General features: G+C 66.8%; 12 protein-coding genes. 3 read left to right on the top strand and 9 right to left on the bottom strand.

The window, feature by feature from the left end; all coding sequences use genetic code 11:
- Genes GA0071312_RS00555 through GA0071312_RS00520 form a run of 8 tightly spaced genes read right to left on the bottom strand, consistent with a single transcriptional unit; the run spans position 1 to position 7,103 of the window.
- Entirely contained in the window at positions 1–1,734 is a 1,734-nt protein-coding gene (locus GA0071312_RS00555; RefSeq protein ID WP_083204179.1) for a complex I subunit 5 family protein, read from the bottom strand.
- A complete protein-coding gene (locus GA0071312_RS00550) occupies positions 1,731–3,194 on the bottom strand; it encodes a proton-conducting transporter transmembrane domain-containing protein (RefSeq protein ID WP_074443186.1) in 1,464 nt (487 codons plus the stop codon). The genes GA0071312_RS00555 and GA0071312_RS00550 overlap by 4 nt, the downstream gene beginning before the upstream one ends.
- Positions 3,191–4,693 carry a complex I subunit 5 family protein gene (locus tag GA0071312_RS00545; RefSeq protein ID WP_131817662.1) on the bottom strand — a complete coding sequence of 501 codons (1,503 nt, stop codon included), beginning with the start codon at positions 4,691–4,693 and terminating at the stop codon, positions 3,191–3,193. The genes GA0071312_RS00550 and GA0071312_RS00545 overlap by 4 nt, the downstream gene beginning before the upstream one ends.
- Positions 4,690–5,031, bottom strand: a complete 342-nt coding sequence (locus GA0071312_RS00540; protein ID WP_074443184.1) for an NADH-quinone oxidoreductase subunit K — start codon at positions 5,029–5,031, stop codon at positions 4,690–4,692. Before GA0071312_RS00540 ends, GA0071312_RS00545 begins: the two co-directional genes overlap by 4 nt.
- Positions 5,028–5,966: a hydrogen gas-evolving membrane-bound hydrogenase subunit E gene (gene mbhE, locus GA0071312_RS00535; protein WP_074443183.1), complete on the bottom strand. Its 939-nt coding sequence runs from the start codon at positions 5,964–5,966 to the stop codon at positions 5,028–5,030. Before mbhE ends, GA0071312_RS00540 begins: the two co-directional genes overlap by 4 nt.
- Positions 5,963–6,298, bottom strand: coding sequence for a cation:proton antiporter (locus GA0071312_RS00530; RefSeq protein ID WP_074444074.1), 336 nt, complete (start codon positions 6,296–6,298; stop codon positions 5,963–5,965). The genes mbhE and GA0071312_RS00530 overlap by 4 nt, the downstream gene beginning before the upstream one ends.
- Positions 6,298–6,612: an MrpF/PhaF family protein gene (locus GA0071312_RS00525; protein ID WP_083204177.1), complete on the bottom strand. Its 315-nt coding sequence runs from the start codon at positions 6,610–6,612 to the stop codon at positions 6,298–6,300. The genes GA0071312_RS00530 and GA0071312_RS00525 overlap by 1 nt, the downstream gene beginning before the upstream one ends.
- A complete protein-coding gene (locus GA0071312_RS00520) occupies positions 6,609–7,103 on the bottom strand; it encodes a Na+/H+ antiporter subunit E (protein WP_074443181.1) in 495 nt (164 codons plus the stop codon). Before GA0071312_RS00520 ends, GA0071312_RS00525 begins: the two co-directional genes overlap by 4 nt.
- A 158-nt stretch (positions 7,104–7,261) precedes the next feature.
- Here GA0071312_RS00520 and GA0071312_RS00515 point away from each other — a divergent pair, with 158 nt between their 5' ends.
- On the top strand, positions 7,262–8,092 hold the full coding sequence (locus GA0071312_RS00515) for an LOG family protein (RefSeq protein ID WP_074443180.1): 831 nt from the start codon (positions 7,262–7,264) through the stop codon (positions 8,090–8,092).
- Positions 8,093–8,158: 66 nt separating this feature from the next.
- Here GA0071312_RS00515 and GA0071312_RS00510 read toward each other — a convergent pair whose 3' ends face one another.
- Entirely contained in the window at positions 8,159–9,391 is a 1,233-nt protein-coding gene (locus GA0071312_RS00510) for an argininosuccinate synthase (protein ID WP_074443179.1), read from the bottom strand.
- Positions 9,392–9,549: 158 nt separating this feature from the next.
- Here GA0071312_RS00510 and GA0071312_RS00505 point away from each other — a divergent pair, with 158 nt between their 5' ends.
- Positions 9,550–10,173: a 2-hydroxychromene-2-carboxylate isomerase gene (locus GA0071312_RS00505; protein WP_074444073.1), complete on the top strand. Its 624-nt coding sequence runs from the start codon at positions 9,550–9,552 to the stop codon at positions 10,171–10,173.
- Between the two features lie 131 nt (positions 10,174–10,304).
- Positions 10,305–13,085: a bifunctional diguanylate cyclase/phosphodiesterase gene (locus GA0071312_RS00500; protein ID WP_338056779.1), complete on the top strand. Its 2,781-nt coding sequence runs from the start codon at positions 10,305–10,307 to the stop codon at positions 13,083–13,085.
- Positions 13,086–13,091: the final 6 nt, after the last annotated feature.

Below are 13,091 nucleotides of genomic sequence, written 5' to 3'. Positions count from 1 at the left end.
TCACAGGCTGATCAGCGCCACCGCGATGATCAGCATGAGGATGACCAGGCCCGCCACCCGCCAGGGCAGGAGGAGGCGCTCCAGCGCCTCCGCCGGGGCGATGATGCGCAGGACGCGGCGCCATTCATGCGCCTGCGGCACCGGCGGTTCCATCTCGCTCACGGCCCGGATCACCCGGATCGCCCCGCGCTCCAGTGGCACGGCGATATCGCCCTCCGGGACAGCCGGTGAGGGGATCCGCCCGGCGAGCGGGGGACTGAGCGCGAGCGCGGTAATCGCGAGCGCCACGAGAATCGGCCAGATCCCGTCGATGATCGCGCCCGCACCGGCGAGATAACCGAGCGGGCGCGGATCGAAGGCGCTCCAGGTCAGCCAGGGCAGGAGCAGCGCACACAGCCCCATGACGATGACAGGCCCCGCCATCAGCGCCGGTGGGCGCGCCGCATCCGCTTCCACGCGCGCGCCGAGCACGAGATAGCGCAAAAGGATCAGGCTGGTGCCGATCCCCGATGCGGTGACCAGCCAGAGCGTGAACCCCTCGAAAGCCGGCTTCACCGCCATCTTGGCCAGAGCCCCGCCTGTTCCGGGCAATCCCGCCACCGAGGCGCAGATGACGGCGATGCCGGCCAGAAGCACGCGCCGCACGCCGCCGCGCGTTACCGCGAGCAGGCCGACGCTGAGAAAGAGCGCCGCCTTGGCGAAGCCGTGATGCATGGCATAGAAGCCCGCAGAGGCGAGCGCCTGCGGATCGGAAGCGGTGATGCCAGCGCCGATCACGGCGATGACGAGCCCCATCTGGCTCACCGTGGAATAGGCCAGCACGGCCTTGAGATTCTGCTGCGTGAGCCCCAGCAGCACCGCCAGATAGGCGCTCGTGAGGCCGATGATCATGAGCAGGGTCCCGGTCTCGACCGCGCCTTCGGGGATGAACCGGATCAGGCCGATAATGCCGGCCTTGACGATGGCGCCTGAAAGCACGGCGGAAGCCGGTGTCGGCGCTGCCGGATGGGCCAGCGGCAGCCACAGATGCAGCGGCATCATACCCGCCTTGAGGCCGAAACCGATGATGATCAGCGTGATGGCCAGCCCCTGTGTGACGGGGCGCAGCGTGTCCTCGCCGGCAGGCGCACCGAGCGTCGCGCGCAGATCAGAGATCAGGAGACTGTCGGCGCCGGATACGGCAATGACGAAGCCGGTCAGCAGCATGGCTTCGCCGAAGATCGCGAGCGCAATATAGATCCGCGCCGCGCGCAGGGCCTTCGCCGTGCCGTCATGCACCACCAGGAAATACGAGGCGAGGGAGACGGCGGCGAAAGAGACGTAGAAGGTCACCGCATCGGCGGCGAGGAAGACGCCGAGATTGCCCGTCAGCGTCAGGCACCAGAAGCCGGTGAAGACGGCGGGTTTGCGCGGCGCCTTCATGTAGGCGAGCGCATAGAGCCCCGCCGCAAGCCAGATCGCCGCCGTCATGCCGAGCAATGTCAGGCCAAGCGTATCGGTCTTCAGGACAACGCCGAGCAGCACGTCCGGCGCCAGCGTCGTCCCGTCGGCAGGGCGCGCGAGCGCGAGCAGAAGGGCGGGGAGCGGCGCCAGCGGCAGCAGCCGCAGGGGTTTTTCGCGCAGGCCCGGAAGGCCCGCGAGCGCGCCGACCAGAAGCGGCCAGATCAGGATCAGCATGGGCCAGACCGGGCCCTGCGGCCAGAACGGGATCACGGCGGTTTCGGGTATCATCATGGCCAATAATCCCGTTCCACGATGAGGGTGGCCCAGGCCAGCGGGCTGAGATCCCAGCCGGCGAACAGGCCGACGGCAATGGCCGCGATCCCGGTGATCACCGCCGGCGCGATGATGCCGAGCGGGCGCTCGCCGGGGCGGCTGTCATCCTGCGCCTCGCCGAACCAGATCCGGTAGAGCAGGGGCAGGAAATAGGCCGCGTTCAGGAGCGTCGAGGCCGCGAGCACCCCGATCACCCAGGGTGCGCCGGACTGGATGCCGCCGATGCCGATATAGATCTTGCTGACGAAGCCCGCCAGCGGCGGCAATCCGATCATGCCGAGCGCCCCGAGCGAGAAACACACCGCGGTGAAGGGCATGCGCGCGCCGACACCGTTCAGCTCATCGATGCGCTTGATGCCGGCGCGCTCGTCGAAAATGCCGGCGCAGAAGAACAGGGTGATCTTCATCAGCCCCTGATGCACCAGATGGGCGAGCCCCCCGATCGCCGCATAGGGGCCGGCCAGCGCCATGCCGAGGATGATGTAGGAGACCTGGCTGACGGTGGAATAGGCCAGCCGCTTCTTGATCTCCCTCTGCTGCAGGGCGCGCAACGAGCCGAAGATGATGGTGACCGAAGCCAATATCGCCAGCGGCAGGCCGACGCCGAGTTCCGTCACGAGGCCGATCCCGAACACGTCGTAGATGACGCGCACGAAGCCGAACGCGCCGGCCTTGACCACGGCGACGGCGTGCAGGAGCGCACTCACCGGCGCCGGCGCGGCCATGGCCGACGGTAGCCAGCCATGCAGCGGCACCAGTGCCGCCTTCACTCCGAGCCCGACCACGAAGAGCGCGAAGATGATCCGCAGGCTTGTATCATCCAGAAGCCGCAGATCCGCCGCGCGGGCGAATTCGATCGGCCCGGTGGCGCTCTCCAGCCAGATAATCGCGATCAGCAGCACCCCGCTCGCCGGCAAGGCGTAGAACAGATATGAGCGCCCGGCGGCGATCGATTTCTCGTCCTGCTTGTGCACGACGAGGGGCCAGGTGCTCAGCGTCAGAAGCTCATAGAAGATGAAGAAGGTGACGAGCGTGCCCGACAGCGCGATCCCCGTCGTGGCGAAGACGCACAGGCTGAAGAAGCCGAAGAAGCGCGAGAGATCGGGTTTGGGGCCGAAATAGGCGATGGCGTAGATCGTGGTCAGAAGCCAGAGAACGGCGGAAAGCGTGACGAAGAGCAAAGACAGCGCATCGACGCGCAAGAGCAGATACAGCCCCGGCACGAATTCCAGCCGCGCCTCGTAGAGCGCACCGCCGGCCACCTCGCTCAGCATGAAGACGATCAGGCCGAGCTTGACCAGTGCACCGCCGAGATTGAGCCCGTTGCGCCAGCCGGCATTCTCCTGCGCGATGAAGAAGGTCGCGATCGCCGGAATCAGGGAGGTGATGAGGATCAGGACGGGGAGCAACGCCGTCATTCCAATCCCTCCACGGCCGCGCCGGGACGCCCGATCTGGATGAAGGCGAAGGGTGCGGCTGAGAGAATGCCGAGCAGGATGGCGGCAAGTGCGAGGGCGAGCGGGGCCGCCTGGCGCGCCCGCGAGACGGCTCCGGGCACCTTTGCATCCGCGTCGGGCAGGGCGAAGGCGAGGGCGAGGGGACGATAGAGATAGGAAGCCGCGAGCAGGCCGGCGACGATCAGCATCAGCGCCCAGAAGGGCTGGCCGGCGGCAAAGGCGGCCGTCATCATCAGATATTTCGCCGTGAAGCCCCCGCTCGGCGGCAGGCCCATCAGCGTGATGGCCGCGAGCGCGAAGGCGAAGACCGTCATCGGCAGGGTGCGCACGATCCCCTTCATGCCCGGCAGCCGGTCATGCCCGACCGCCTCGATGACGAGCCCGGCGCACAGGAACATCGACGCCTTGGCCATGGCATGCGAGAGCGCATGGAAGATCGCTCCGCTCCAGGCCCCCGCCGCCCAGGGCTGGGCCGCCGAGGTGCCGCCGGCCAGCGGGAAGACGAAGAACAGGTAGCCGAGCTGCGCCACGGTCGAATAGGCGATGATCAGCTTCAGCCGGTCCTGATGCAGCGCCAGCAGCGAGCCGTAGATCATGGCGAGCGCCCCGAGCCCGCCCAAAAGCATCAGCACGCCGGTGCCGGCGATATCCGGCGCAGCCTCGAACCAGAAGCGCAGCAGGATGTAGAAGGACGCCTTCGGCACGAGCCCCGAGAGCATGGCGCTCGCCGGTGCCGGGGCGCCGGAATGGGCTGGCGGCAGCCAGGAATGGAAGGGAAACAGGGCCGTCTTGGCCGCAAGCCCGGCGGTGATCGCCGCCGCGGCGACGATATCGCCCGGCGCGCTTCCCACACGGGTGGCGAGCAGCGCGATGTCGAGGGTGCCGTGGGCGGCGTAGAGCAAAGCTGCACCGAGCAGATAGAGCAGCGAGCCCATCAGCGCGAACATCATGTAGCGCAACGCCGCAGCCAGCGTCTCGCGCTTGCCCTCGATCCCCACCAGCGCCACGGCCACCAGCGTCAGGAGTTCGAGCCCCACATAGAGATTGAACAGATCGCCCGAGAGGAAGATCGCGTTCAGCGCCCCCCAGAGCAGCAGCGCCAGCGGCCAGAAGGTATAGGCGCCACGCCGCTCAATCGCGCCCGCTCCGAAGGGTTTGCCGGCCACAGCGAGGATGGCACCCATCACCAGCGCCGTCGTGGTGACGAAGCCGGCGGCAAGCCCGTCGGCGCGCAACTGAATCCCGAGCGGCGCCTCCCAGCCGCCGATGGCGAGGGTGAAGGCCCCTTCACCGGCAATGATGACGAGCAGGGTCACGATGCCGATACCCGTGGCGGCCATCGTGGCCAGCGCGATCCCGGCGCCGCGCCGGCCCATCACCATGGCGGCGAGGGCGCCGAAAAGCGGCGCGGCGAGGATCAGCGCGAGGGCCATCGCAGGCGCAAATGCGGAATCGGTCACGGCGCGTCCTCGCTGCCGTCTTCATCCGTCTCGTCCTCGGGCAGCGCCCCGCTCTGCGCGAGCCGCGCATGGGCGACGATCAGCGCGAGCGCCAGCGCGGTGGCTGCGAGCGCCACGACGATGCCGGTGATGATCATCGCCTGCGGCACCGGATCGGCCCCCGCCGCCGGATCGCGATAGGCGCTCGCGCCGAAGAGCAGGAAGATGCCCGAGCCGATCACGTTGAAGGCGAGCACCCGCCGGATCAGGCGGCGATGCGCCACGAAACCATAGAGCCCGAGCCCGATCAGGGCCGCGCCACACAGGCCGTAGAGCAGGGAAGCGGATGGCACGATCACGGCCCCTCCTCCCCTTGCGGCGGGCCGAAGATCAGCATGGCGAGCGTTGCCGCGATGGAGAGCGTCAGCACCGCCTCGACGGCGAGGATCAGCCAGCCGGCATGGGCGGGCGGGAAGACGAGGAAGGCACCCGCAAACACGCCAGCCACGGCGAGCGCCAGAAAGATCAGGGGGCCGATCACGAGCGCGGCGCGCAGGGCGCGATCCGCCACGCGCGGAGCCTGCATCAGCCCGGCCATGATGGTGACGATCCACACGGCTGCAAGCACCGTCCCGCCCTGGAAGGCGCCACCGGGTTGTTTGCTGCCGGCCCAGACGAGATAGATCCCGACCAGCAGCCCGATCGGCGGGAGGATGCGCCCGAACTGGGCCAGAACGCCGCCCGGTCGCGTCACATGCCGCATCCCGGCCCGCCCGCCCCAGGCTTCATCGCGCGCCAGCGTCCAGACACCCAGCAACGCCGCGAGCAGCACGATGCTCTCCAGAAGCGTGTCCCAGCCGCGGAAATTCAAAAGCACCGCCGTGACAGGGTTTTCCGCCCCCGCATCGGCGAGATTCTCCGTGACGCTTCGTTGCAGGCCCTGTGGTTCGGGCAGGGTGAGGAAGGCGTGCGCGACAAGGGCCGCCACGACGAGGCTCGCCAGTCCGGTGGCGATCGTCTTGCCCTCCAGGACGGGCGCGGGTTCCGGCGCATCGATGTTGCGCATGATCCGCGACAGCGCCGCGAGCAGCAGCACCCCGGTCAGCCCCGCTCCGATCGCGGCTTCGGCCAGCGCCACGTCGATGGCGCCCAGCCGCAACCAGGCGATGGCGATGAGGATGCCGTAGACGATGAAGAAAACGACCGCCATGAAGGCCGCGCGTCCGAAAACTGCCGCGCCGGCGACGGCGAGGATGAGCAGGCACAGGGTCAGATCGAAAAGCGAGGCGATCATGTCCGGCGCGTCTCCCCGTCACCGGTCGCATCCGGGGGCGATCGCGGCTCCTCCCCCAGATCCGCCGGTGCCGCGACGCGGGCGACGAGCTGCGCCGTCGCGCCGGCGGCGAGGATGGCGAGGGCCCAGATCAGCACCAGCTTGAACAGGTCGGCGCCCCCCGGCGCCTGCACGGTCAGGCCCAGCGCGATCAGGCCGAGGCCGAGATTGTCGGCCTTGGTCAGGGCGTGCAGGCGGCTATGGGTATCGGGGAAGCGGATCAGGCCGAGCGTCCCGGCTGCAAAGAAGATCAGCCCCGCCGCCGTCATCACGATGGTGAAGAGATCGCTCATCAAGGCGCCTCGTCAGCTTGTGCCGCGTCCGGTCGCGCATCATCCTCCGGATCGCCGCGCCCCGAACCGCGTACGCTCTTGACGAAGGCGATGGCCGCGAGCGCCGCGAGCAGGGCGAAGACGAGGGCGACATCAAGCATGGCCCATTCCTGCGTCGCGGCGGCGAGCAGCAGAATGGTCGCGACGCCGCCGCTGCCGACGAGTTGCGCCGCCATCATCCGGTCCGTCTGATCCGGCCCGCGCCAGACGCGCCACAGCGCGCCGCCGATGGTCAGGAGCATGCCGGTGGCGAGGAGGAGATACCAGCTGCTCACGGCGCCTCCCGCTGCTTCGCCTCGTCGCGCAGGACTCGTTCGAAGGCCGCCTCCTCGTGCGCGATCTGGCCGGCGATATCCTGCCGGATGTCGAGCATGTGAACGAGCAGCCGGTCACCCTTCGCGCCGGCGACGAGGGTGCCCGGCATCAGGCTGAATTCACCCCCGAGCGCCACCTTGCCGCCATCCGGCAGGCGCGTGCGCACGATCTTCCAGCCCGGCATGAGCGGCATGCGCGGATCGAAGACCCGCCGCGCCACATCGACACCGCCCAACAGCGAGCGCCAGAGGAAGCCTGGCAGCATTATCGCGAGCGGCCACAAGGCCAAACCGGCGCGCGGCGGCATCAGCGCGAGACTCAGCCCCGTCGCCGCCGCGACCGCGACGCCACCGATGGCGAGCCCGCCCGGATCGGCGCCCGTCAGGATCAGCCAGATCGCGGCGAGGAATCCCGCGCGTTTGGCGATGATCAGCCCCCGTTTCGGCGTCACGCGACCCCCTTCATCCCTGCCGCTCGCAATTGATCCGATTCGAAGCGTAGCCGATGCAAAACCCCGCGCAAGCCGGGAGGGTTCCCGATTGCGCGATTCGACAAGCCTTTCGCAACTCGTTCGTGCCACCATCGTGAAGACGAATCGGAGGAAATGCCATGGCTGAAAAGACTTCGGCGCAAGACGATTCCGGCGGTCCCGATCCCCAGAACGAGGCCCATATCGCCTCGCCCTCCTACCGCCTCGCTGCGCTGGACGAGGATTTCCTGCTCGGCGATTCCATGCGCGGCGTGCGCTTCATGCTGGAATACGCCAAGGCCGAGCAGCTCTTGCGGGAATGGGGGGTGCGTTCCACCATCGTGGTCTTCGGCAGTGCCCGTGTGCGGCCCGACGGGCCCGGTCGCCAGCCGTACTGGCATGCCCAGGCGCGCGAATTCGGCCGTATCGCCTCGCAGCGTGGCGGAGCCCTGCATACGGCGGCTCAAACGCGCGACAACGTCATCGCCACCGGTGGCGGACACGGCATCATGGGTGCGGCCAATCAGGGCGCGCACGAGGCCGGTGCGCCCTCGATCGGCTTCAACATCACCCTGCCGCGCGAGCAGGAGCCCAATCCCTGGGCCACGCCGGAACTGACCTTCCGCTTCCACTATTTCGCGATCCGCAAGATGCATCTGGCCATGCGGGCCAATGCGCTGGTGATCTTCCCCGGCGGATTCGGCACGCTCGACGAGTTGTTCGAGCTGCTCACCCTCGTGCAGACGGGCAAGGCGCCGCGCCTGCCGATCGTGCTCTTCGACGAGGCCTATTGGCGGGCCGTGGTCAATCTCGAGGTGCTGGCCGAGCACGGCATGATCGCGCCGACCGATCTCGACCTGTTCAGCTTCGCCGATGACGCGGAATCCGTCTGGTCCCGGCTCATCGATTCCGGCCTGAAGGCTCATACCGGCCCGCTCGAATCGCAGGAAAAGACCGGCGGGCTCACCTGAGACCCCGCCGCCCATCTTCGAAGGCGCAGTCCTTGGCCGCAGTCACGGCATCTCGGCGCAGCCGCGTCAGCCACCCAACCGCTTCTTGCGCTGTGCGAGCGTGCGCAGGCGCAGGGCATTGAGCTTGATGAAGCCCTCCGCATCGCGGTGGTCATAGGCGACGGCGCCTTCCTCGAAGGTCACCAGATCCTGATCGTAGAGCGAGAACGGGCTGGTGCGGCCGATGACGATGACGTTGCCCTTGTAGAGCTTGAGGCGGACCTCGCCGGTGACGAATTCCTGGCTCTTGTCGATCAGGCCCTGCAGCAATTCGCGCTCGGGGGAGAACCAGAAGCCGTTATAGATCAGCTCCGCATAGCGCGGCATCAGCTCATCCTTGAGATGCGCCGCGCCGCGATCGAGGGTGATCGATTCGATGGCGCGATGCGCCGTGATCAGGATGGTGCCGCCGGGCGTCTCGTACATGCCCCGGCTCTTCATGCCGACGAAGCGGTTCTCGACCAGATCGAGCCGCCCGATGCCGTTCTCGCGGCCGAGCTGGTTGAGGTGTTCGAGCATGCTGGCGGGGGAGAGCTTCTCGCCGTCGATGGAGACGGGATCGCCCTCCTCGAAGCCGATGGTGATCACCGTCGGCTCATCGGGCGCCTCTTCAGGGCCGATCGTGCGCGAATAGACGTAATCGGGCACCTCGTCGGCGGGGTCTTCCAGCACCTTGCCCTCGGAGGAGGTGTGCAGGAGATTGGCATCGACCGAGAAGGGCGCCTCGCCGCGCTTGTCCTTCGCGATCGGAATCTGGTGCTGCTCGGCGAATTCGATCAGCTTCGTGCGCGACAGAAGGTCCCATTCGCGCCAGGGCGCGATCACCGTGACATCGGGCTTGAGCGCGTAATAGGCGAGCTCGAAGCGCACCTGGTCGTTGCCCTTGCCGGTGGCGCCGTGGGCCACCGCATCGGCGCCGACCTTCTCGGCGATCTCGATCTGCTTCTTCGAGATCAGCGGGCGGGCGATGGAGGTGCCGAGCAGATAGACGCCCTCGTATTCCGCATTGGCGCGAAACATCGGGAAGACGTAATCACGCACGAATTCCTCGCGCAGATCCTCGATGAAGATGTTCTCTTCCTTGATGCCGAGCAGCAGCGCCTTCTGGCGCGCGGGCTCGAGCTCCTCGCCCTGGCCGAGATCGGCGGTGAAGGTCACCACCTCGCAGCCATAGGTCGTCTGCAGCCATTTCAGGATGATCGAGGTGTCGAGGCCGCCGGAATAGGCCAGCACCACTTTCTTCACGCGCTTGTCGGTCATGGACGGTCTCGAACTTGTTTTCGCCGAATTACATCGGGAGGGGTGATGGCTGTGTTTATAAGCACAAGCGGCCCGGACGCAACCGCGAAGGACGCAACCCGCTTGCGGGTTTCGCCGTTAGCCTTCACCCTGTGCAGATCGATTCGAAGGATGCCCTCATGGCGCGCGCTCCGGTCATCGAATTCTGGTACGAATTCGCCTCGACCTATTCCTACCTCTCTGCCATGCGCATCGAGGAGGCGGCACGCGAGGCCGGCGTCGTCGTGCGCTGGCGCCCGTTTCTGCTGGGGCCGATCTTTTCAACGCAGGGCTGGAACACCTCGCCGTTCAATCTCTACCCCGCCAAGGGACGCTACATGTGGCGCGACATGGCGCGCGAGGCGGCCCGGATCGGCCTGCCGTTGGTCAGGCCCGCCCCCTTTCCCCAGAACAGCCTGACGGCGACACGGGTGGCGCTCCTCGGCGCGGACGAGCCGTGGGGGCCGCAATTCACCCGGGCCGTCTATCGCACCGAATTCGGCGAAGGCCGCTCCATCGAGGAGCCCTCCGCCGTGCGCGCCATTCTGGAGACCTGCGGCCTCGATCCGGATGTGATCATGAAGGCGGCCACCGGTGACGCCAACAAGACCCGTCTGCGCGCGCTGACGGAAGAGGCCCGCTCGCGCCATATCTTCGGCGCGCCGACCTTCTTCAGCGAGGATGGCGAGATGTTCTGGGGCAATGATCGCCTGGAAGCGGCTTTGGCCTGGGCGACGGGGGAACGACCGGGCGATTTGCGGTAGTCGCTTGACCTGCGATTGTATTTTTGGGGTTTTCTCGGTTCATCTGTCGGATCTGCGACGTTTTAACCTGAAATTCACGGCCTTGCCCCAGCGTGAAGCTTCCCTGAAAAGGGCGTTTCGCGGAGTTTCCCTTGGCTCGAACCCGAACCGGCAAGCGAATGACCTGGCGCAGCCGCCCGCTGCAGCCGACGACGTTGCCCGTCATCATCGCGCTCATGGTCATCGTGGCGGCCTGGATCTTCGCCGAGCATCAGGCCCGCACCCTCGCCCAACAGAGCATGCGCGCACAGGTGCTCGACAAGGTCAGCGTCGTGCGCGCCAAGCTCGAAGGCGGCATCAACGCCAATGTCCAGCTGGTACGCGGCCTCGTCACCGTGATCGAGAGCGAGCCCGATCTCGATCAGGCGCGTTTCGAAAGCCTGGCATCGAGTCTGATCCGGGGCGACAACGAGCTGCGCAACATCGCTCTCGCGCCCGATCTCGTCGTCAACATGGTCTATCCGCTCATCGGCAACCGCGCCGCTCTGGGCCTTGATTACAGCAAACCCGGTCCGCAGAGGGAAGCCGCCCTGCGTGCGAGGGATACGGGCCGTCTGATCCTTGCCGGACCGGTCGATCTGGTTCAGGGCGGTCGGGGCTTCATCGGCCGCTTCCCGATCTTCATACCCGATGAAGAGGCCGATCCGCGTTTCTGGGGCATTGCTGCGGCGGTCATTGATGCCGACAAGCTCTATTGGCAGAGCGGAATGTGGACGAGCGATCTCGACATTGCTCTCATGGGGCGTGACGGCAGCGGTGCACGTGGCGACGTGTTCTTCGGAGACGCGGATGTCGTTGAGCGCGACCCCGTCTTCGTCGACGTGATTCTGCCGACGGGAACCTGGCGTCTCGCGGCCACTCCGCCCGGCGGCTGGCGGCACGACATGGCCAATATCTGGGCGCTGCGTCTTCTGATCGTGATCGCGGGCGCCATCATCATCCTGCCGATCTGGTTCGCCGGACGCCTGATGGGCGAGCGGCAGGCCCATATGCAGACGCTGGCGCATCGCGAGGAGGAGATGCGGCTGCTTTCGCAGCGTCTCGAACTGGCGCTCACCACTTCCGAAATCGGCATCTGGGAGCTCGATCTGCACACCGGCGAGCTGATCTGGGATGCGCGCATGCACGAGCTCTACGATGTCGTGCCGGGCGCAGCGCGCCATGTCGATATCTGGCGCGAGCGCCTGCATCCCGATGATCTGGCGCGGGCCGAAGAGGAATTGCGCGAATGCATCGAGGAAACGGGACGCTACGAGACCGAATTCCGCATCATCACGCGAAGCGGTGAGGTCCGCTGGATCCGCGCCATCGCGACGATGCAGACCGATGCCGACGGGCTGCGCAGGCTGGTGGGCGTCAACTGGAACGTCTCGCGCGACCATGCGCTGACCGAGGACATCACCCGTGCCAAGGAACTCGCCGGAGCGCGCTCTCGTGCTCTTGAACAGGCCAAGGGGCGCATCGAATACAATGCCCTGCATGACTCGCTGACGGGTCTGCCCAATCGCCGCTATCTCGACCGGGTCCTGCTCGGCAAGGCCGGGCCGGGGGTCGCGCAGATCATCGATGCCGGGGAGGCGGGCGCCGAGAATGACGGCGAAACCCGGCTGGCCCTGCTCCATGTCGATCTCGACCGGTTCAAGCAGATCAACGACACGCTCGGCCATGCAGCCGGTGATGCCATGCTGGTCCATGCGGCAGAGGTGCTGCGTTCCCGGACGGATGCGGACATGTTCGTGGCCCGCGTCGGCGGCGACGAATTCGTCGTCTTTTGCACCAATCGCGACGAGGCTGCCCTGTCGGCGCTCGCCGGGCGGATCGTCGAGGCCATGCGTCGCCCGGTCGTCTTCGAGGGGCATGAATGTCGCTTCGGCGTCAGTATCGGCATCGCACACGGGGCGCGCTGTGTCAGCGGCGACGAATCCATCGGCAAGCGGCTGCTCGTCAATGCCGATATCGCGCTCTACCGGGCCAAGAAGCGCGGGCGTGATCGCTATGAATTCTTCACGCAGGCACTGCAGGCGGAAATCGTCGAGACCAAGAAACTCGCCGACGACATCCTGCGCGGTATGGAAAATCACGAATTCGAGGCGTTCTATCAGCCGCAATTCGATGCGCGCAGCCGCGATATCGTTGGCGTCGAGGCGCTGGTGCGCTGGCGCCATCCCACGCTCGGCCTGCTGGCGCCGGATCGCTTCATGCGGGTGGCCGAGGAGCTCAACGTCGTCACCGCGATCGATCGCCTCGTGCTCGAACAGGGGCTGCGTGATCATGCCGCCTGGCGTGAGGCGGGTCTCGTCATTCCCAAACTCTCGGTCAATGTCTCGGCCCGGCGGCTGCATGACGAGGAGCTGATCGCGCAGCTCGGCGGAATGGATATCGCGCCGGGCGTGGTCGCCTTCGAACTGGTCGAATCGATCTTTCTCGATGAGGAGGACGAGGTGGCGATGGCCAATATCGAAGCCATCAAGAGACTGGGCATTGATATCGAGATCGATGATTTCGGCACCGGCTACGCCTCCATCGTCAGCCTGATGAAGCTGCAGCCGGCGCGTCTCAAGATCGACCGGCAATTCATCGCGCCGATCCTCGATTCGACCCGACAGCGCAAGCTGGTACGCTCCATCGTCGATATCGGCGCCTCGCTCGGCATCGGGATCGTCGCCGAGGGTGTCGAGACGATGGATCACGCCAAGGCCCTGCAGCGTATGGGATGCGACGTGCTGCAAGGCTATGCCTTCGCCCGCCCGATGACGGCGGAGACGCTGGCAGGATTTGCGCGCGGCCAGCAATGGCGTGTCGCACCTGCAGCCCGCTCGGGCGAGCATCCGAAGGACGTCATCGCCCGGGTGCAGCGCGCCGCCGGCGCCTGAGCGCCG

The sequence above is a fragment of the Saliniramus fredricksonii genome (genome assembly GCF_900094735.1).
In the GTDB taxonomy this organism is placed as follows: domain Bacteria; phylum Pseudomonadota; class Alphaproteobacteria; order Rhizobiales; family Beijerinckiaceae; genus Saliniramus; species Saliniramus fredricksonii.
Note: the sequence above shows the minus strand (reverse complement) of the source record. Positions and strands in the feature narration are given on the sequence as shown.

Coding starts and splice junctions, on each gene's coding strand:
- GA0071312_RS00555 (WP_083204179.1), bottom strand. CDS start 1,734: ATGATGATACCCGAAACCGCCGTGATCCCGTTCTGGCCGCAGGGCCCG.
- GA0071312_RS00550 (WP_074443186.1), bottom strand. CDS start 3,194: ATGACGGCGTTGCTCCCCGTCCTGATCCTCATCACCTCCCTGATTCCG.
- GA0071312_RS00530 (WP_074444074.1), bottom strand. CDS start 6,298: ATGAGCGATCTCTTCACCATCGTGATGACGGCGGCGGGGCTGATCTTC.
- GA0071312_RS00515 (WP_074443180.1), top strand. CDS start 7,262: ATGGCTGAAAAGACTTCGGCGCAAGACGATTCCGGCGGTCCCGATCCC.
- GA0071312_RS00510 (WP_074443179.1), bottom strand. CDS start 9,391: ATGACCGACAAGCGCGTGAAGAAAGTGGTGCTGGCCTATTCCGGCGGC.
- mbhE (WP_074443183.1), bottom strand. CDS start 5,966: ATGATCGCCTCGCTTTTCGATCTGACCCTGTGCCTGCTCATCCTCGCC.
- GA0071312_RS00505 (WP_074444073.1), top strand. CDS start 9,550: ATGGCGCGCGCTCCGGTCATCGAATTCTGGTACGAATTCGCCTCGACC.